The 19,186-nt window shown below is 56.1% G+C and carries 12 protein-coding genes; 6 read left to right on the forward strand and 6 right to left on the reverse strand.

Annotated elements, in window-relative coordinates:
- Window positions 1–104: 104 nt before the first annotated feature.
- From DC3_RS00005 to DC3_RS00015, 3 genes are all read left to right on the forward strand, one after another.
- Entirely contained in the window at window positions 105–1,193 is a 1,089-nt protein-coding gene (locus DC3_RS00005; protein ID WP_186815729.1) for a DNA methyltransferase, read from the forward strand.
- Window positions 1,190–4,327, forward strand: coding sequence for a DEAD/DEAH box helicase family protein (locus DC3_RS00010; protein WP_146881534.1), 3,138 nt, complete (start codon window positions 1,190–1,192; stop codon window positions 4,325–4,327). The genes DC3_RS00005 and DC3_RS00010 overlap by 4 nt, the downstream gene beginning before the upstream one ends.
- A 164-nt stretch (window positions 4,328–4,491) precedes the next feature.
- Complete coding sequence (locus DC3_RS00015; RefSeq protein WP_146881535.1) at window positions 4,492–7,077, forward strand: diguanylate cyclase domain-containing protein; 2,586 nt, start codon at window positions 4,492–4,494, stop codon at window positions 7,075–7,077.
- A gap of 2 nt (window positions 7,078–7,079) precedes the next feature.
- On the opposite strand, the gene DC3_RS00020 is transcribed toward DC3_RS00015, so the two are convergent.
- Together DC3_RS00020 and DC3_RS00025 are read right to left on the reverse strand one after the other, a co-directional pair.
- Window positions 7,080–8,345, reverse strand: a complete 1,266-nt coding sequence (locus DC3_RS00020; protein ID WP_146881536.1) for a tetratricopeptide repeat protein — start codon at window positions 8,343–8,345, stop codon at window positions 7,080–7,082.
- A gap of 119 nt (window positions 8,346–8,464) precedes the next feature.
- Complete coding sequence (locus tag DC3_RS00025) at window positions 8,465–12,670, reverse strand: EAL domain-containing protein (protein ID WP_146881537.1); 4,206 nt, start codon at window positions 12,668–12,670, stop codon at window positions 8,465–8,467.
- Between the two features lie 295 nt (window positions 12,671–12,965).
- On the opposite strand from DC3_RS00025, the gene DC3_RS00030 reads away from it, so the two are divergent.
- Window positions 12,966–13,889, forward strand: a complete 924-nt coding sequence (locus tag DC3_RS00030; protein WP_146881538.1) for an XdhC family protein — start codon at window positions 12,966–12,968, stop codon at window positions 13,887–13,889.
- 109 nt (window positions 13,890–13,998) lie between these two features.
- Complete coding sequence (locus DC3_RS00035; RefSeq protein ID WP_186815730.1) at window positions 13,999–14,682, forward strand: HAD family hydrolase; 684 nt, start codon at window positions 13,999–14,001, stop codon at window positions 14,680–14,682.
- On the opposite strand, the gene DC3_RS00040 is transcribed toward DC3_RS00035, so the two are convergent.
- The 4 genes from DC3_RS00040 to DC3_RS00055 all read right to left on the reverse strand — a co-directional run bounded on the left by DC3_RS00040 (window position 14,670) and on the right by DC3_RS00055 (window position 17,049).
- Window positions 14,670–15,086, reverse strand: coding sequence for a GNAT family N-acetyltransferase (locus tag DC3_RS00040; RefSeq protein ID WP_146881540.1), 417 nt, complete (start codon window positions 15,084–15,086; stop codon window positions 14,670–14,672). The genes DC3_RS00035 and DC3_RS00040 overlap by 13 nt on opposite strands.
- Window positions 15,086–15,499 carry a VOC family protein gene (locus DC3_RS00045; RefSeq protein ID WP_222594657.1) on the reverse strand — a complete coding sequence of 138 codons (414 nt, stop codon included), beginning with the start codon at window positions 15,497–15,499 and terminating at the stop codon, window positions 15,086–15,088. Before DC3_RS00045 ends, DC3_RS00040 begins: the two co-directional genes overlap by 1 nt.
- Before the next feature lie 139 nt (window positions 15,500–15,638).
- Window positions 15,639–16,811, reverse strand: coding sequence for an MFS transporter (locus DC3_RS00050; protein WP_146881541.1), 1,173 nt, complete (start codon window positions 16,809–16,811; stop codon window positions 15,639–15,641).
- Between the two features lie 46 nt (window positions 16,812–16,857).
- Window positions 16,858–17,049, reverse strand: a complete 192-nt coding sequence (locus DC3_RS00055) for a hypothetical protein (protein ID WP_146881542.1) — start codon at window positions 17,047–17,049, stop codon at window positions 16,858–16,860.
- A 303-nt stretch (window positions 17,050–17,352) separates the two neighbouring features.
- Between DC3_RS00055 and DC3_RS00060 the strand changes: the two genes are divergently transcribed.
- Complete coding sequence (locus tag DC3_RS00060) at window positions 17,353–19,185, forward strand: hypothetical protein (RefSeq protein ID WP_146881543.1); 1,833 nt, start codon at window positions 17,353–17,355, stop codon at window positions 19,183–19,185.
- The last annotated feature ends 1 nt before the right edge of the window (window position 19,186 follow it).

A 19,186-nucleotide genomic window follows, 5' to 3' on the forward strand; every position in this document is an offset into this window, starting at 1 on the left:
CTGGAGACTACACATCCAATAAAAGCAAAGAAGAAAGACCTACACTCTGGTATGCCATTGAGAACCCCACCACGAAAGAAAAGATTTGGCCTTCTCCTCATGCAGTGTGGCGTTACACGCCAGAGCAACACCAGAAAAATGCTGAAGAAGGTCGGGTCTGGTGGGGAAAAGATGGAAAAAACTCTACTCCACGCTATAAACGTTACCTTTCTGAAGTAGGCGGAATCGTGCCTCGAACCATTTGGCCCCATCAGGAAGCAGGCCACAACCAGGACGCCGTTCGAGAATTGGCTGCCCTGTTTGGTGCTTCTCCCTTTGCCTCTCCCAAGCCCACAAAGCTCCTGGAAAGAATCATGCATGTTGCAGGATCACAAATGCACATGGACTTTTTTGCAGGATCAGGCACCACAGCACATGCAGCCATCAACCTGAGCAGATCGGGAGAAGCAAGGCACCGATTCCTGCTGGTCGAAATGGGTGAATATTTTGATGCAGTCACCCTCCAGCGCATCAGCAAAGTCATGTTCGCTCCCGAGTGGAAAGAAGGCAAACCCAACCCCATGCCCCAGTTTTCCAATGGTCTTTTGACCAACCATCCTGAGTGGGTGGAGCGCTCACCCCGTCTGGTTCAGGTCTTAAAGCTGGAATCTTTTGAAGACAGTCTGGATGCGCTGGAGTTGCCTCAAGAGAAGCAAGCCCGTGAGCAGAAGTTGCAGCAACTGTGGGGGGACAGGTACCTGCTGAATTACATGCTGAGTGACGTTACAGCAGGCAGCAGTGTACTGGTCGCCACCGACAGGTTTGCCCATCCCTGGTCTTACGAGCTGAGGGCAGGCCAGAAAGTGGACCTGCCAGAGACCTTCAACCTCCTGATTGGCCTGAAAGTGGCACAATGGCGCGAACTTCACCATGTTGACAGGCGTTACTTGCTGGTGCATGGGGTGCAGCATGGCTCTGAGCAGAGTACCCTGGTGGTCTGGCGGGACATCGAGAACCTTGATCCCGAAGCAGAACGGGAGTGGTTGCTGACTGAAATTGAAAACCTGGGTTGGAAGTGGGAGCAGTTTGACCAGATCTATGTGAATGCGGACTCTGTCCTTCCCCGTGCGGAAAGCCTGGACCAGAAGTTCAAGGACGAGATGATGTCGCGGGACAGGGCTTTCGTGGCCCTCACTTCCGGGGGTGTCCTTTGACCACCAGAGCAGGGAAACGCAAGAAAGCAGATCAGGTCGTTTTGCCCAAGTTGATACAACGTCTGGTGCTCCGTGATTTTCTGGCAAACAGGTTTGGTGGAGACCTTGACGGCCTGATGCACGCCCTGAAACAAACCCAGTCGGGCAGGCGTCAGGATGGGCAGAGCCACTTTCTGAGTGTGCTGGAAAGCCGCCAGAACATCAGTGTGGCTCAGGAGGACCTGTACCGGATGGACCTGAACCTGATGGCCCATCAGGAGCGACTGTCTCGGCACCGCAAGGATTTCCAGTTGCTGTACTTCCAGTACCTTTCTGCCCTGTTCGCCGAGTTGTACCTGACCTTGCTGACCCGCAATGAAGCCCAGTTGTTGCTGGATCTCAATGCATTTCGGGCAGCAGGTGATTGTCAAGATTTACCTGAATTTCAAGGCTCCGACCTGCGGACACTGGCTTTCTGGCTTGCGACTGGAGCAGGAAAAACCCTGCTGATGCACCTGGCACTGCTGCAGTTTGAAACATATGCAACAGAAGGGGTGGATGGCAAAAAACTCTTCACGCCAGATGCCCGGATTCTGGTGACCCCCAATGCTGGTCTGACCACGCAGCACCTGAAAGAGTTTGCCGAAAGTGGCATTGAGGCCCGCTATTATGACAGTGTTCCAGCAGGGTTCACAGGTGTGCAGGTGGTCGAAATCACCAAACTGCGCCCAGACAGCGAGAAACCCAAAAAGAGCAGCGTCACTGTGCCTGTCAGCCAGTTCTCTGGGGCCAACCTGGTTCTGGTGGATGAGGGGCACAAAGGCGCTGCCACAGCCAGTGACCTGAAAGAAGAAAACCGCTGGCGTTCCCTCCGGGAAGCCCTGGCAGGCCCGGAAGGGTTCACTCTGGAATACAGTGCCACTTTTGCCCAGGTCACCGAAACAGACAAGTCTGGTGACCTGCTGTACACCTATGCCAGAGCTGTGGCTTTTGAGTATGCTTATGGTCGCTTTTACCGGGATGGGTATGGCAAAGATTTCCGTTTCCTGAACATCAAAGACGATGGAGACCAGGTGCTCAGTGACAGGGTCATGCTGGCAGGTTTGCTGGCCCTCTTGAACAAGCGTCTGGCTTTCGACGCTTCACCAGAGCATGTCAGGACGTACAACCTGAAAGCACCCCTGATGATTTTTGTGGGGGCCACGGTCAGCGGCAAAGATGCAGACAGCGATGTTCCTGTGGTCCTGAAGCTGCTGGATCGGGTTTTAAGGGACAGCACATGGGCCACAGCTGAAATTCAACTTCTGCTTTCAGGGCACAGTGGTCTGCAGGATGGTGCAGGTCGAGATGCCTTGAAAGGAACCTTGCCCCTTTTGCAGGGTCAATCTGCCACTGCAGTTTACCAGCATTTGACCAGGCGCATTTTTGGAGGTGCAGGTGGTCTGGTGTTGCACAACCTCAAAGGGGTGGAGGGTGAAGTCGCCCTGTGGGCCGCCAGTGGTAAAAATCCCTTTGGAGTCATCAATGTGGGTGATCCAGCCAAGCTTCTCAGGGACCTGCGTGCCGATGGTCTTCACGTGGACGAGGACAATCCTTTCACAGGCAGCCTTTTCAACACCATCAATCACCCTGACAGCAGCATCAACCTTCTGGTGGGCAGCAAAAAGTTCATTGAAGGCTGGTCCAGCTGGCGGGTGTCTGTGATGGGTTTGCTGCGGGTGGGACAGAACGCTGGCGCACAGGTCATGCAGTTGTTTGGTCGCGGTGTTCGTCTGCTGGGCTTCAGGCAGGAGTTGAAGAGGTCCTCTCATCTGCCAGAAGATCACCCTCAGCAGGTGGAAGTGCAAGAAACCCTGAACCTCTTTGGTGTCAAAGCCAATTACCTGCAGGTCCTGCTGGATTCACTGGGTCAGGAGGGGGTTCCTGTCATGCATACCCGGGAGTTTCCCATTGAGGTGCTGTCTGGCTGGGAATCGGCTGGACTGAAAGTGCCCATGCTTGACCCTGGTCATGACTTTTCAGGGGAAATTGTGGTCCTCAAGGCCGATGAGGTGAAGGACATCAAAATCAACCTCAGTGTGAAAGTCGAAGTTGGGAAAGGCGATTCCATTGCCACGGGGGGAACCGACACCAGTGACTTTGTTCTGGGTGACGCGCTCAGGGAAGGGCTGGTGTCTGGAGAAACCCTCATTGCGGCTGCAAGAAAACTGAAACAACAGAAGCAATGGCACAACCTTTATTTGCCTGTTGATGAGGTGATCAAGATGGCTGAACGTGCAACCATCATTGCACGGCCAGGGTTTTTTGATCCTCACTCCCCAGAGGATTTGCGTGCATTGGAAGCTGTTGCCATTTCAGCAGTAAAAAAAGGTGTGGAGGCATTCTACAGCCAGAAACAGCGCCAGTCAGAAAGCAGCAGCATGAAAGTGGAAGTTCTGGACCGCAACCATCCCAACTTTCCACAAACAGTTCAGGGAACTTACGGCTACACCTTACAGGTGCCACAGGAGCTGGTCGCTGAAATTGATCTTTTGATTTCAAATGCCACGCTTCGACTGAAAGAGGTCGACACTGAGCCTCTTCCTCGGCTCAATTTTGACCGTCACCTGTATGTCCCGATTCTGACGGACCATCCAAAAGGCATTGGTCTTGCAGTGAAGTCCACACCCACCGCTCTGGAACACAGTGAAATCCAGTTCTTGCAGGATCTGCGGCGGTGGTGGCTGGCCAACCACAGGCTGCCAGAATGGCAAAATGTGGAGATCTGGGTTCTTCGCAACCTGCCGAAAACCGGGGTCGGCTTCTTCAAGAATGCAGGTTTTTATCCTGATTTCCTGCTCTGGATGAAACAGGAAAACCAGCAAGCTCTGGCTTTCATTGATCCCAAAGGTGTGCGGCAAATGGGGCTGGGGAATGAAAAATTCCAGCTGAAAAAAGCCCTTGAAGCTCGGGTGGAACATTTTGGTTTTTATGTGACTTCATTCATCGCTGCAGGAAAGCTCGCTGACGCCCCATTCGTCAAAGAGGCCCTGACTTCTCTGACCATCCCTGAACAGTTGCAAAAGCTTGCTGAGGAGCACCACATTCTGGATCAGGATTCCAAAGGACATTACATCAGCTTTGTCCTGAACACTTTAAAACAACACTCATTTTGACCCTTCACACTCTGTTGAACCAAAAGGGGGAATGATCCCCTTTTTGGACTTTTGCGCAAAGCCCTCAGGTTGAACTCAGGTTCTTGTAAGATGTTTCATATAAAATGTAATGGTTCCATTGCCCCTTTCGTTGCTGTACCCCTTTCCCATCCATAAAGGCTTCCATGACCCCTGAACACCTTCCATCTTCGGTTCTGCTGTTGCATCAAAGCCTGCGGGAAAGCCTGAAAGATCTGGTTGTGCCAGACTTCAGCAGTGCCATGACCACACCTGCGGCCTTGTTTGCTCAGGTTTTTGATGCACTTCCAGCAGCTGTGGCCGTGTTGTGTGCCGCTGGAAAGGTGGCCTACCTCAATCCTGTCCTTTTGGCCCAGCAAGCGGGAACAGTTCAGCACTTCCATGACCTCAACCTTTCAGGTTTTAACTGGCACACGGTTTCCCTGCCGCCACAGAGTGGCTTTCACAGCATGCATCTGGGAGAAACTGTGGCCCGTCAACCTGCAGACCATCACCTCAGGCTGGAACAACTTTTCTCGGCCATGACCGACATCATCATGGTGTTTGATCAGGACGGCAGGCACCTGGACATTGCCCCCACCAACCCCGACCTGCTGTACCGCCCTGCACGGGACCAGATTGGCCGGACCATGTTCGAGGTGTTCGATGCTGAATTTGCAGGGTTCTTCACCGAAAAAATTCAAAACTGTCTGGAAACCGGCCAGAAAATCGAATTTGAGTACGACCTGACCCTGCATCAAAGAAAAACCTTCTTTGCGGCCTCCCTCACCCCTCTGGACGACAGCACGGTCATGCTGATCGCCAGGGATGTCACCCAGCAGAAAACCGCAGAACGTGCCCTGAGAGACAGTGAAAGACGTCTGGGCAAACTGCTAAAGCGTTCACCTGTCGCGATTGCGCTGCTCGACCCACAAGGGACCGTGTTGCAGGTCAATGACCGGTTCACCCGCACCTATGGGTACACCGCAGAAGACATTGGGCACATTGACCACTGGTGGGAGGTTGCCTATCCCGATCCCGCATACCGCCAGAAGGTGCAACAGCAGTGGCTTGAAACCAACCAGAGGGCCTTCAGGGCTTTCCACAAGGAAACCGCCCCGGAAGAATACTGGATCACCACCCGCAGTGGAGAGGTGCGCATCACCGAAATCACCGCCGCCTACCTGGGCGACACCATGATGGTGGTGTTCAATGACATCACCGAACGCAGACACGCTGAAATGGAATTGCAGGACAACCAGTCCAGGCTGTCCGGGATCATCGAATCTGCCATGGACGCCATCATCACCATTGATGAGAAACACCACATCCGGCTGTTCAATCGGGCTGCAGAGCAGATTTTTCACTGTGCCGCCACTGAAGTGATCGGCAAATCACTGGATCGCTTTATTCCTGAAGGTGCCCGACTTGCCCACCTTGAGCATGTGCAGCGCTTCCAGCAGTCCGGGACCTCCAGCCGCAGCATGCACTCGCAGGTTCCTCTGGAAGGGGTGCGGGCAGATGGGGAGGTTTTCCCCCTTGAAGCGTCCATCTCCCAGACCACAGTGCATGGAGAAACCCTCTTCACCGTGATCCTGCGGGACATCACCGAGCGCAAGAGAGCCGAGCAGGAACGCCAGGAACGGCTGGTGCACATGGAGGTGCTGAATGCCGTTTCACGTGACCTGAGCGAACTGAACTGGGACAGCCTGAAGAGCCTGGGGCGGGTTGCCACCCACATTTCCAGGCACATCGGAGAGGTGTGCGCCATCCATCTGGTGCAAGAAGACAGGCTGGAACTTCAGGCCCTTCACCCAGAGCGCAAGGACATCTATCAGCAGATGCAGCAAATTCATGAGAGCCTCGGCCAGTCCGGGTCAGAGGATTCGCTGCTGGCCTTCCGTTTTGCCACCCGCAGGGAACTGTCCACCCCTGATGCCGACCAGGCCCTCCTGATGGTGCCCTTGCAGATTCAGGGCAAGTTGCTGGGTACCCTCACCCTGCTCCGGGGCACAGAGGAATACACAGCTCAGGAGCAGGCCCTGGTTCAGAACATCGCAGACCGGGTGGCCCTCACTTACCGCAATGCCCAGCTTTACCAGGACAACCTGAAACAGGCCCAGCGGCTCAGGGAGGTCAATGCCTTGCTGGAAGACCGCATTCAGGAAAGAACCCTGGCCCTGCAGGAAGCCAACCAGCTTCTGCAGAAACAGGCGCTGGAAGATGGCCTGACCGGACTGGCCAACCGTCGACATTTCAATCAGGTGCTGAGCGCAGAGGTGCGCCGGGCCTGCCGCAAACGGGAGCACCTCAGTTTGTTGCTCTGTGATGTGGATTTCTTCAAACGCTACAATGACCATTACGGCCACCTCATGGGAGATCAGGCCCTGCAGGAACTGGCCCGCGTGCTCAAGTCCACCTTCCAGCGAGCAGGGGACTGCTGCGCACGTTTTGGTGGGGAAGAATTCGCAGTGATCCTGCCCCACACCACTGCAGAGCAGGCACAGGTCATGGCTGAACGCCTGCTGCAGAACGTGCGCGATTTGCAGCTTGAGCACCTGGAGTCACTGATCGGACCCATGCTGACAATCAGCATGGGTGTGGTGTCTGCCCAGATCACCCTGGACATCACCCCTGAGATGCTGGTGCACCTGGCGGATGAAGCCCTTTATGAAAGCAAAGATTCGGGACGCAACCGTGCAACGCACAAGACACTGGAGCTGCATCCTGATGAAGAAAAAACACCTTCCTGAAATCAGGGGGCAAGGCGCTCCAGGGCCTCTGCAGCATCGGCGTCCCCCTGCGCAGCAGCCTTGCGGTACCAGAGCCGTGCCTGGTCCAGGTTGACTGCGGTGCCCTCCCCCAGTTCGTACATCAGGGCGAGGTTGCGTTGTGCCGTTGCCAGACCCTGCCCTGCTGCCTGCGTGAAGTACATGAAGGCCAGTCCGGAGTCCTTCTGAACACCTGTCCCGGTGACATACAGGTAACCCAGGTTTCCCTGGGCCTGTGCGTTGCCGTGGTTTGCAGCCTTCTGGTACCACTGCACGGCCAGAGCCCAATTTTGCCGCTGCTGGTAGATGTTTCCCAGGGCATTTTCAGACGCGACCTCTCCGTGCTGGGCAGCCAGGGTGTGCCAGGTGATGGCCTGTTCCAGATCCACGGGGATGTCCAGATACCCGACTTCATACAGGCCACCCAGAAGGTTGGCGGCATGGTAATAACCTCCTTCTACAGATTTCTGCAGCATCTGCAGACCTTGCTGGGTGTCCTGCTCAACCCCATCCCCCATCACGGTCATGGCTCCGAGCATGCCGAGGGCATTGAGCATGCCCATGTCTGCGGCCTTCTGGAACATCTGGGCGGCCTGCACGTGGTTTCTGGGTCTGCCTTTGCCTTCCATCAGCATCCTGCCCATTTCATAGAGGGCGTCCACAGAACCTGAAAGCAGAGCTTTTGGTCCTTTTCCATTGGCTGCCTGGGAGTACCAGTAGTAGGCAAGCGCATCATTCTGAACGGCTGGAGGACCGTAACGGTACAGGTTGGCGAGAGAAAACTGTGCTTTGATCACGCCCGCTTTTGCCCCCTGCTCATACCATTTTTCGGCCTGTTGCAGGTCCTGTTTGACCCCGATGCCATCGCGGTACATGCTGCCGAGGTTCAGTGCTGCTTCACCATCTCCCTGCTCTGCAGCCTTCTCAAACCAGGGTTTTGCCTGATCAGGCTGATTGAGGCGAAACTGGTAGAGGATTCCAGCGTTGAACTGGGCATTCAGGTGGCCCTGCCGTCCAGCCGCTTCATACCATTTCACTGCAGCCTGAAAGTCTTGAGGAGCTCCCAGGCCCTGTTCATACAGGGTGCCGAGGGTGTACTGGGCCAGGGCATCTCCTGCACTGGCCTCCTGCTGGCAGGCCACGTAGGCTTCAGGATACTTTTTCTGTTCTGCAGCCTGCATGCATTCCGAAGCGGCCCTGGCCTGGGCAAACATAACAATACTCAACAAAATCCAGATTCTGCGATGCATGACATCCTCCCTTTCTCAGGATGGTGACGGGGCATTCAGGGTGCAACGGGGCAAAAGTCCCGTCTCACCTTCATTCCCCTTTCTGCTGATGGGATCAAGGCCTCTGCATCATTCGCGTTTCATTGGTCTCCCAGCATCGCCATGATCTTTTCCGGTTCCACCGGAGGACTGAACAGATAGCCCTGGGCGTACTCGCATCCGTGCTCCAGCAGGAAGTCTCTCTGGTGTTCGGTTTCCACGCCCTCTGCAATCACTTCGAGGTTCAGGGTCCGGCCCAGGCCCAGAATGGCTTCCACCAGTTTTCTGGGGTCGCGCAGGGGGTTGCTTTGGCGTTCCATCCCCATCAGGAAGGACCTGTCAATTTTCAGGGTGGTGATGGGAAGCTGGTGCAGGTAACTCAGCGAGGAATAACCGGTGCCAAAGTCATCAATCTCCACGCAGATGCCCATGGCCCTCAGGGCTTCGAGCACCTCAATGGTGTGCTGGAAATCAGCAATCATGGCGCTCTCGGTGATTTCAAGGCGCAGCAATTGGGGTGAGAGATCATGCTGCTGAAGCAGACCGGCAACCAGTTCAGGCAGTGCCTGTTTGTGAAACTGCCGTGCAGAGATGTTGACCGAGATGGGCAGAGAGACACCCTGGTCCAGCCACTTTTTCGCCTGCTGGCAGGCCATGCGCAGCACCGCTTCGCCCAGAGGCAGGATCGCTCCGGTTTCCTCGGCAAGGGGAATGAAGCGGATGGGTGAAACCCGCCCGAGCCCAGGGTGGTTCCAGCGCACCAGGGCTTCCACCTCCCGGATGTGGCCTGTCTTCAGGTCCACCCTGGGCTGGTACAGCAGGTAGAATTCCTCACGCTCAATTCCCCTTCGGATGCCATTTTCGATGATCATTCTTTCGTGAAGCAGGGTGTTCATCTGGGGCTCGAAGAACTGGTAGCCGTTGCGTCCCTCCTGTTTGGTGCGGTTGAGGGCCGTGTCGGCATGCTGGATGAGCTCTTCGGGGGTGTCTCCGTCCGTGGGATGCACACTGATGCCCATGCTTGCCGTGATGAAAAATTCCTGCTCCCACAGCACAAAGGGCTGTTTGAAACTTTGCAGGATGCGTGAAGCCACCGCAGCCGCGTCCTGGCTGTGCTGCATTTCGGAGAGCAGCATCACAAATTCATCCCCGCCCTGTCTGCTGATGGTGTCCCCTGGACGGAGGCACAGTTTCAGCCGCTCGGCCACCTGCATCAGCATCTGGTCTCCAAAGGCGTGACCATAGGTGTCATTGATGTTCTTGAACTGGTCGAGGTCCAGCAGGATCACCGCCAGACTGTGCCCATTGCGCCTGGTGTGTTGAATGGCCTGCTCCAGGCGGTCCATCAGCAACTGGCGGTTGGGAAGTCCGGTGAGGGGGTCATGGTAGGCAAGGTAATCCAGCTGTGCCTGCAGCGTCTTGGTGGCCGTGATGTCTTCAGAGAGCCGGACAAAGTGTTCCACCTGTCCACTGGCATCCCGAATGGGAAAAGCCGTGACCCGTTCCCAGCAGGGTTCACCGTTTTCCCTGAGGCAGTGTTGTTCACCCTGCCAGACCTGTCCCTCCTGCAAGGCCATCCACATGTCCTGCCAGGCCTGGGGGTTCTGGGAGGTGGCTTCCAGATGACCAGGCGCAGCGGCATTGTGGAGGCTCAGGTAACGGTGGTTGGCGTACTCCACTTCACCTTCTGGACCTGTGATGGCCACCATGGAAGGAGAGTCCTCCACCACCTGAGAAAGCAGGCGCATGCGGGCATCTTTGCGCCTTTCTTCAGTGAGGTCTGAGACCACCACCAGAATCTCGTTGAAGGTGTGCTGGTCACCGTACACCGGAACACAGGTGACCTGTGCCGTGAAACCTTCACGTCTGGAATGCAGCTCTCTGGTTTGCATGGTGACTGTGGCTTTGCAGTCCTGCAACATGGCCAGAAGTTCCGGTACGGTGTCCCACCGGTTTCCTGCAATGTGTTGCACCTCACGGCCGATCAGGTCGCCAGGGTCCTGTTCTCCCATCGCCAGGACTCCAGCCCGGTTGACATACAGAACCCTGAATTGCAGGTCCACAATGGCAAAAATCCCTGGAAAGTGATCCATTGAGGTGACCATTCTGCGCTCGGCGTCCAGCCTGGCCTGCAGGGCTTTGCGCTCTTCGGTGCGGTCCACGCCCATCACCTGGACTTCACTGACCGTTCCCTGACCGAGAACCGCCACGAACTCACATTCAATTTCACGCAACTCTCCAGACGGTGACAGCAGGCGCACCGTCACGGACTGGGGCTGTCCAGGGTGAGCAAGGCACACCTGGGTGACGCGCACCACCCTTTGCTGGTCCTCTGGAAGCAGAAGGTCTTCCATGTTGAACTTCAGAAACGTCGCTTCATCGAATCCGAAAGCCTGCAGGAACGCTGCATTGGCAAAGGTGAACTGGCCTTTCAGGTTGGTGCGCAACAGAAAGGTGCTCTGGGATTGCACCAGTGAGCGCAACCGGGCTTCACGCTGGGCGAGGTCCTCCTCAAGTTGCCTGCGGATGCTTGCACTGTGCAGGTGGTCGAGGGCAAAGGACAGGTCGTGGGCCAGTTCCTGGAGCAGGTTGTGGGTGTCAGCTTCGAAGAAATTCCGTTCTTCTGCAAAAAAATTCAGGCAACCGATCACCTCCCCATTCTGACGAAGGGGGTACGCGGCTCCAGAAAGCAGCCGCCTTTCCTGCAAAATGCTGGCCCAGGGCCGGGTGATTTCGCTGGTGGTGGTGTCCTGCACAACAATGGGACGCTTCTCCAGCAGGGCTCTGGAAGAAAAGCCCGGATGTGGATTGCTGGACGAAACATCCACGGGATGGCTTTTCAGAGGGAAAATCCGGTCATCGCTGCTGGCTGTGGTCACCAGCAACTGGCGCACTGCGTCATGTTCAGCGATCCAGGCCAGACGCAACCCGCCGTCCTTCACTGCCACTTTGCACACCTGCTGGAACAGTTCTTCAGGGGTGCTGGCCCGCACCATCACCTTGTTGATTTCGCTGAGCAGGGTGTAGAGGCGGTTGAGTTTCAGCAGCTTCTGTTCAGCATGCTTGATCAGCCCGATGTCCCGGCTGGAGCAGAGAATCCGGTCCACCTGCCCTGAGTTGCCCAGGACCGGCACCATCTGGGTCAGCCAGTGAAGGGTGCGGGACCCCAGGTTCAGGCGTTCCTCAAATTGCACGGCTTCGCGGGTGGCAGCACAGATGCGGTCATTCCCCTGACGGAAACGCACCGCCTCTGGCGGGAAAAAGCTGCTGGCGGTCTTGCCCAGCACGTCCTGCTCTTTCAGGCCTGTCTGCATCAGCCAGATGCTGTTGACCTGCTGATAGGTGAACCCTCCATCTGCCTCCACCTGCACAATGGCGATGGAATCTCTGGCATGGTCAAAAAGACCCTGGAAAATCTGCGCGTGTTCCAGCACCTGCTGCTGGGCCTGCTGGCGCTGCACGGCCACAGCGGCCACAGCGGCCAGACGGTTCACAGCGCCTTGCAGCCACTCTGGATAAACCTGTGGGGTTTCACTTTCAATGGAGAGCACCCCCAGAACCTGGTCCTGCTGCCCGATGATGGGGGCACAATACACAGATCGGCTGACCGGAGTGCGGTGCTGCTGAACACAGGCCAGTTCCTGGTCTTGCAAGAGGTCCTCCACCTGAATCACCTGCTGCACAAAGGCGGCCTGCAGGGCAGGGCAGGCAGAAGAACGGATGGGTGACCCTGCCAGGCCTGCCCTTTCCCTGGACGAGAAACTTGGACTGGAGTCCAGTTCCAGCAGCGATGTGCCCGGATGCACCAGCATCACAGAGGCACGAATTCCATCTCTGAGGTCTTCAAGTTCAAGGCACAGGTGGTCCAGGGCATCCGTGATGGAGGGCTGTCGCACCAGGTGGGCAAGCATGCGGTTTTCTGCCTGCTGGACCTGTTGCAGGTGTTCCCGGGATCTCCCGGATGCCCGAAAGACTGCTCTGGCTTGCTGCACCCGTTCTTGCAGACGGTGCAGGTCTGAAGCTTGCAACACAGACACTCCAGTCTCAAGGGCTGGAAGGTCGGGAGCTTCTGCAACAATGAAAATGGCAGGGGCAGGATGCCGCTCTTGCAATTGCCGCACCAGAGAAGCCTGTAAGCTTCCAGATCCCAGAAACAGCAGGTCTGCTTTCTGGGCCTGCTCAAAGTCCAGCGCACCTGGGTCACAGCTTTGAATTTCGTAAGCCCGCATGGACGAGAGGATCTCATGCACGAGTTGCTGCAGGTCCAGGCGCTCAATGGCGATCAGGGCAATCGGTAGGCTCAGCATCTCAGGGTCAACTCCACTTCGAAGGCGGAAGTCCTGTGACCAGGGGTCTCATGCAGACGGCGGGACAGGGGACGACCACTTGATTGTATCAGACCACACCAAAATTCCGTGGGTCACCAGGCCTGTCGTTCTCAGCCTGACGGACCCATCTGTTCACTGCCCCCTGGGTTTTTACCCTGATGGACAGCGACCATCAGAATCAGCCTGAATGCAATCGGTGAATCCATTGAATGCCTGTAAGGAGTTTCACCTGTGATGCCACCCAGGTGGCCATGGTGGACGCTATGCTGGACCCATGGCAGATGTTTTCTGGACCCTTGCTGAACGTGTGCACACCCTGACAGCCCAGGGGCAACCTTTGGCTGTGCTGACGGTGGTTTCAACCCAGGAAATCCACTCCCGATGGCCTGGAACCAGATTTTGCATGGATCTCAAAGGTCAGGTGTGGGGAGGGATGTTGCACCCTTTGACCCACCAGGCCCTGATGCCACAGGTTCAACAGGTCCTCAGGACAGGGAAAGCCAGGGTGTTCCACTGGGCACCTGATCCTGCACACGGGAGCACTTCTGTGGATGAGCCCTGCACATTTTTCATCGAATCCATGGAACAGCTTCCCGAAAGCTGGCGCATGGCTGTGGAGCACCTGAAACACAGGGAGGGTTGCATTGTGGCCACAGAACTCGATGACCATCCCAGACATTATTTGCTTTCCGAAGAGGATGCGCCTGTGCGTCCAGACCGCAGAGGAACCCTGCTCTCTGGGGTTTTTCTCCAGCGTCTTGAACCTGCACTGCGGATGGTGGTGTCTGGCTCACAGGACACTGCCTCTTCCCTGCTGTCTCTGGCAAGGGCAATCCATCTTGAGGTGACCTCTGTTGGTTCCACACTGCCTGAACTGGACGCCTGGACGGCTCTGGTGGTCTTTCCAGAACCAGAGCATGAGGTGCTGCAAGTGTTGCTGAAGGCCCTGCAGGGTGAAGTGGGTTACATCGGGGTGGTGTGCAGTCTCTGGCACGCAAGGCACCTGAAAGAAAGGCTGTTGCAAGCAGGTGCTCCTCGAATGGAGAGGGTTTTTGCTCCAGCAGGCCTCCATCTGGGGACCGTCTCCTCCCAGGGCATGGCCCTTGAAATTCTGGCAGAGATCCTGGCGGTTTTTCACCAGCAGGAGCCCCATTCACTGGACCTGAAAAGTGCAGACTGGATGGGGCCGTTCCGCTAGCACAGGTTGACGTGTCAGGGCAGAACCAACCCTTTGTCGGGTTCAAAGCCGCGCTCAATCCCGCAAAAAACTGCAATTGTCTCTCCGATTTTTGCTTATAATGGAACACATGACAGATTTCTTGCAGGTATATGCAGGTTTGAAAGCGGTTCTTTTCGACATGGATGGGGTGCTGACCAGCAACTCCCCATTCCACGAGGCCGCATGGAAAGATGTGGTTCAACATTACTTTCAGGTGCAGATTGAGGATGGAGACACCCGGATTCATGGTGGACGTGCCCATGAAATTCTCACTGTGCTGCTTGGCCGTCAGGTTACCCAGGAAGAGGCCCTGGACTTTCATGAGCACAAAGAAGCCCGTTACCGTGAACTGGCACAAGGGAACATCCAGCCTCTGGAGGGCCTCCATGCCTATCTGAATTTTCTGACTTCAAAGGGCATAGAGCCTGTGCTCGTCACCAGTGGGGGCATCCCAAATGTTGCACTGGTCCTGGATGCTTTTGGCCTGCAGGAGACCTTCAAACTCAGAATCACAGGAGAAACCGTAAAAAACGGCAAACCCCACCCTGAGCCTTACCTGACCGCCTTGCAGAAACTGGGCATCACCGCCCAGCAAGCCCTTGTGCATGAAGACGCCCCTGCCGGGGTGCGTTCCGGCAGAGACGCAGGGTGCAGGGTCATCGCCCTGGAAACCACCACCGGGGCAGCAGAACTGTACGCTCTGGGTGCAGAACTGGTGGTGCAGAATTTTGATCAGCTTCTGGAACGGCTGCAAACCCCTCAGGAGGTCTGAGCTGCCTGCACGGTGAACATCCCGGTGAGGCCCTCGTGGTTCTCGAAGCCAAAACGGCGATAGAAATCTTCTTTCCCTTGCGCAGAGAAGAGCCCAATGAAGGCCTTTTCCGGGGCGTGGCCCTGAATCCAGTCCATCACCCGTTGCAGCAACGCCTGACCCAGCCCCTGGCCCTGAAATTCAGGGTGGATCACCACGTCCTGAATGTAAAAGTAAATGAATCCATCGCCCACCACCCGGGCCATCCCAGCAATCTTGCCCTGCTCATCATGCACCACCACCGCATACAACGAGGCAGGGAGGGCGCTGTGGGCCGCTTCAAAATTCATGACGTTCTGCCACCCCACAGCTGTGCACAGGAAACTGTACTCCTCGACGGTGGGAACACGTTCCGTGAAGAGCATCAGGCGTCTCCCAGACCGGGATGGTTCATCAGGACCACCCGCCACCCGTCCGGGTCTTCAATGGTGATGCTCTGGCCTTTCCAGTAAGGGTTCTCAGGCTCCACCTCAGGGTATCCCATGCCCTCAAGCCGCTGCTGGACCCTGGCAATGGCGTCCCAGTCCGGGATGTAAAGCACCAGCAGGTTGTCACGGGTGGGGGCAGGGCAGGGAGACCCCTGATGGTGGTGGGTGAACTCCAGATGATAAGGATACCCGGGCAACCCAAGCATCACCCCATCAAAGCCATCATGGTCTGCAAAGCGGGCAATTTCCCTGAGGCCCAGACCGTCCCGGTAAAACGCCACCACCTTCTCCAGTTGGTCGGTGGGCCGGGCAATTCTCACCTGCACCACAGGCATGTCTTCGTTCCACATCGTGCACCTCTTCAGGCAACAGGCCATGATTCACCCTCCTCAATCCTGTCTGGATGAGCTGTTGGTGCTGTCTGTTGTCTCTGGTTCAACAGCATAACGTCTGGTTTTGCAGTGAAGAGGACATGCTGCACAATTCAGATCAGAGGCCTGACTCGATGGGGGACGGATCAGGCTCGGTGCGCAAAAGGGCAAAAAGGGCTGTTCCCAGAAGCAGGCATGTCAACATGATTCCTGTCCAGAGCAGACCCACTTGGTCCAGCAGGAATCCTCCCAGCACGATGCTGAAGGGTCGCAGTGCTGCGCTGACACTTTGCACCACACCATACCCTCCAGCCATCTGGTGGGATGGAATGGATTTTTGCAACGTGGTGTCTGCCAGCAAAGAGGTGAACATGAGTGCAGCACCAAAGCAGAGGGCTCCAGCCAGGGCGAGGGACAGTTTTGCAGAAACAGAGAACAGAAGGACACTGGCAGCCATCAGGGCCAGTCCCCATCCCAGTGCCCGCTGAACTTGCACCTGACGCACACCAAGCCACACTCCTGCAGTCAGCATCCCGGCCTGATAACTGCTCTGCAAGGCACCCAGCACCGTTCCACCCTGTTGAAAAGTCAGGGCTGCTGCCGGAAGCATGAGCAGAAAAACACTGATGCCAGCGTTGACCACACTGGCAAGAATCAGGTACCTTCTGAGGGCCGCATTGCGAAGCAGGGACCAGACAGGTTTTCGGGGAGCACGGCTGGGGCTTGAAGTTCTGGGCACCTTCAGAACGATCAGGCACAGCGCAGAGAGCACAAAGCTTGCGGCATCCAGCCACAAAGCAGCCTGAATGCCAAGGCTGCTGACCATCAAACCACCGATCAGCGGCCCGGTCAGGGTGGCAACGCGGGTGGCAGTGGTGTTCCAGCTGTTGAATTTCAGCAGGTGGTCACGGGGCACAACAAGGGGCATCAGGGCACGGAACCCGGGGTTGAAAAAACCACTGAGGGCTGAAAGACCAGCCATGATGCCCAGCACCGCAGGCCACTGCAAAGGGTTCGTCCAGAAGACCACCAGCAAAACCAGCAGGAGTGCCCTGAGCAGGTCTGCGCCGATCAGGTGGAGTTTTGACCCCCTGTGGTCCATGAAAGAGCCTCCAACAGGTCCCAGCAAGGTCAGTGAAAGGGTGGACAGCAGAGCAAAGCTGGCGGTGAAAAGCAGGGAGCCTGTGTCCCTGGCTGCAAGATACATCAGGCTGGTCAGGAGAATCTGGTCTCCCAGCAGAGATAAAGCATTTCCAGTGATCAGAATCCAGGCATGTTTGTTGAATGACATGCTCAATTATTTAACCACAGGAAAACAATTTCAAGCCTGCACCTGCTCAGTATCGAACAGGGGTGCGCTCCGGGAAGGCCTGACTGATCAGGTAGAGCGGGAGGGTCTTGCCACGGGTTGACACCGTTCCAATGGGTTCGAGGCCCTGCTCACACAGCCCCAGCAGCCGCAGCTGTGCAGGAGTGGCATAGTGAATCGGAACCACTTCCGGAGAGGGATAGTGTTCTTTGTTCAGCATAGAAATCAGTATAACCGAAAGCGCTTACGGTGTACAGCCTCTCCTGTGTGGACATTCAAAACCCTGCACGATTTAAAGCATTTCCGACAACACTAAACCTCTCAACAGCAAGAACAAAAACAAACCGCTATCATGGGAACATCTGAAACCTTTCTGTCCGTTTTCACACTTTTCAGACAAGGAGCAAAACATGAAGCGCGCCAATCATGATGCATTGATGCTCAAACGTGTTGTCTGGACCCACCAGCAAAGCAACGTGGATCACACCCTTTCTGCTGTCTGCCTGTCTATCTGGAGCACCAGATGAAGGCCTTTCCTTTGCTGTTTCTTGCAGGACTGGTGGTGTCCTGCGCACAGTTCGCACCCCCTGTTCAGAAACCCCCTGTTCAGAAACCCACCAACATCATGGAACTGCAATTTGAAGATGTCAGCAGCAACCAGCCCAGAGCCCGCGTGGTGATGCCAGAACGGAGCTCAGCAGCAGGTGCATCAAAACAGGGACTCAATGATGTGGGCTCAAAGGTCAGTTTCCAGGTCAAGAATGTGGAGACCCTGACCAACAAGGCCACCATGACCCGTTATGTGCAGGCCACCTTTGAAATCACCAACACTTCTGCAACCACCATCGAGCGCCTGTTCATCACACCGGTGGACCTTGATGATGATGCAGATCCCAACAACCACGCCATCTCCCCCACCATTGGAGACACGCCTTTTGCCAAGGTGCGGCTTTTCGATGGAACAGATGTGCCTGCCAAAGCTGAAGACCTCATTCCTGGTCCTGCAGTGATTTATGACTTCCAGGCTCTGGATTACATTGAAGATGTTCAGGCTTCCCCTTTTTATGCGCCTTTTGATTCATCCACACTGGCTCCTGCTGTACCTTCAGGCCTTGCTGCAGTGAACGTCAAAGATTACACCTGGTACCTCGAGCGACCTCTGGCCGCAGGAAGTTCTGCCACCGTGACCCTTGCAGTGAGCTTCCCGGTCGACAGCATTCCAGCCAACAACCCTTTCAGCTTCAGCATGATGGTGGCATTTGGGCAAAATGCAGAAGAATTTACCCTTCTCGGAGACAGCCTGAATTTCGACACAGATTTTGATGGGGCCGCACCTGACATCACCCTGGACACCCTCAACCAGCCGGTGATTGCGTGGGAAGAAGAAACCTATTACGGCCCCATCCACGTGATGGTCAAACAGTGGAATGGCAGCACCTGGGCCATGCTTGGGGGTCCTCTCAACATGAACCCAACCACAGACGCAGGCCAGGCCAGCATCGCTCAGAATGGATCGGACCAGTTCATTGTTGCCTGGGAAGAGGATGAAGACATCTTTGTCAAACAGTGGGATGGCTCGGTCTGGAACAGCCTGGGTGCAGCCCTGGACCTCGATCAGGCAGAGCGGGCCACGGCACCAGATGTGACTGTGGATGGCAGCAGCAATCCGGTGGTCACCTGGGTGGAAGATGACGCCACCAGTGGCATCGGCCAGGTCCTGGTCAAAGCCTGGGACGGTGCCCAGTGGACACTGCTGGACGGTTCCCTGAACATCGATCCCACCCGGCATGCCTGGGAAAGCGTGATCACCCACAACAACACCGGCCAGCCCATTGTGGCCTGGACAGAAAGTGACAGCAATGAGAACATTCAGGTGTACGTCAAACAATGGAATGGCACCACCTGGAACCTCCTGGGAAGTGGAGCACTGAATCCCACAGCCAACCAGTCTGGAGACCTGACCATCATCTCGGATGCCAGTGACCGCCTGACCGTTGGCTGGAGCGATGACGGAACCATTCGGGTTTCCCGCTGGGATGGAGCCTCCTGGACCGAAATGGGAAATGGGCTGAACATGGATGGGGCAAATCCAGCGTTCCTTCCCGCACTGGGCCTGAAACCCGATGGGCGTCCAGTGGCCGTGTGGACCGAAATCATGCCCATTCCCCAGGTGGTGAGCAAGATCTGGGACGGCACAGCGTGGGTGCGCTATGGAGACGTCCTGAACAACAATTTCGACAACTTTGCAGCCATGCCCTCTGTGGTCACCGATCCTGCAGGCACCTCCTACGTGGCCTTCATGGAAATGACCCGGTGTGCCTGCATCGCAGAAGTCTTCGTAAAATCCATTCCCTGAA

Origin of the sequence: Deinococcus cellulosilyticus NBRC 106333 = KACC 11606 (assembly GCF_007990775.1) — a bacterium.
Lineage (GTDB): Bacteria > Deinococcota > Deinococci > Deinococcales > Deinococcaceae > Deinococcus_C > Deinococcus_C cellulosilyticus.

Coding starts and splice junctions, on each gene's coding strand:
- DC3_RS00015 (WP_146881535.1), top strand. CDS start 4,492: ATGACCCCTGAACACCTTCCATCTTCGGTTCTGCTGTTGCATCAAAGC.
- DC3_RS00020 (WP_146881536.1), bottom strand. CDS start 8,345: ATGCATCGCAGAATCTGGATTTTGTTGAGTATTGTTATGTTTGCCCAG.
- DC3_RS00025 (WP_146881537.1), bottom strand. CDS start 12,670: ATGCTGAGCCTACCGATTGCCCTGATCGCCATTGAGCGCCTGGACCTG.
- DC3_RS00030 (WP_146881538.1), top strand. CDS start 12,966: ATGGCAGATGTTTTCTGGACCCTTGCTGAACGTGTGCACACCCTGACA.
- DC3_RS00035 (WP_186815730.1), top strand. CDS start 13,999: ATGACAGATTTCTTGCAGGTATATGCAGGTTTGAAAGCGGTTCTTTTC.
- DC3_RS00040 (WP_146881540.1), bottom strand. CDS start 15,086: ATGCTCTTCACGGAACGTGTTCCCACCGTCGAGGAGTACAGTTTCCTG.
- DC3_RS00045 (WP_222594657.1), bottom strand. CDS start 15,499: ATGTGGAACGAAGACATGCCTGTGGTGCAGGTGAGAATTGCCCGGCCC.
- DC3_RS00050 (WP_146881541.1), bottom strand. CDS start 16,811: ATGTCATTCAACAAACATGCCTGGATTCTGATCACTGGAAATGCTTTA.
- DC3_RS00055 (WP_146881542.1), bottom strand. CDS start 17,049: ATGCTGAACAAAGAACACTATCCCTCTCCGGAAGTGGTTCCGATTCAC.
- DC3_RS00060 (WP_146881543.1), top strand. CDS start 17,353: ATGAAGGCCTTTCCTTTGCTGTTTCTTGCAGGACTGGTGGTGTCCTGC.